This is a genomic window from Pseudomonas sp. TSO6, from assembly GCF_056098905.1.
This window is the reverse complement of sequence record NZ_JBLZWV010000101.1, coordinates 1-313: the sequence shown is the minus strand read 5'-3', so window position 1 is coordinate 313 and position 313 is coordinate 1. Positions and strand designations below refer to the sequence as shown.

Sequence of the window (313 nt, the reverse complement as noted above, 5' to 3'; positions counted from 1 at the left end):
TCCCCTAAAGGGCCGTCGAAGACTACGACGTTGATAGGTTGGGTGTGTAAGCGCTGTGAGGCGTTGAGCTAACCAATACTAATTGCCCGTGAGGCTTGACCATATAACACCCAAGCAATTTGCTAGCACAGATTGCGGTGGTGAAGATGACACGAACCGAAAGTTCGCAACAAACCACAAATATCACATATCCGGATTCGCTGGGCTGTCCATCTGGACATTCTGGCTACAGAATTTCTTGACGACCATAGAGCATTGGAACCACCTGATCCCATCCCGAACTCAGTAGTGAAACGATGCATCGCCGATGGTA

Annotated in this window: 2 rRNA genes; both read left to right on the top strand. The window is 49.2% G+C overall.

Features of this window, described 5'->3' with window-relative positions:
• Positions 1–103 (top strand): 23S ribosomal RNA (locus ACN6NG_RS29975); the annotation flags it as partial.
• A 134-nt stretch (positions 104–237) separates the two neighbouring features.
• Positions 238–313 (top strand): 5S ribosomal RNA (gene rrf, locus ACN6NG_RS29970); the annotation flags it as partial.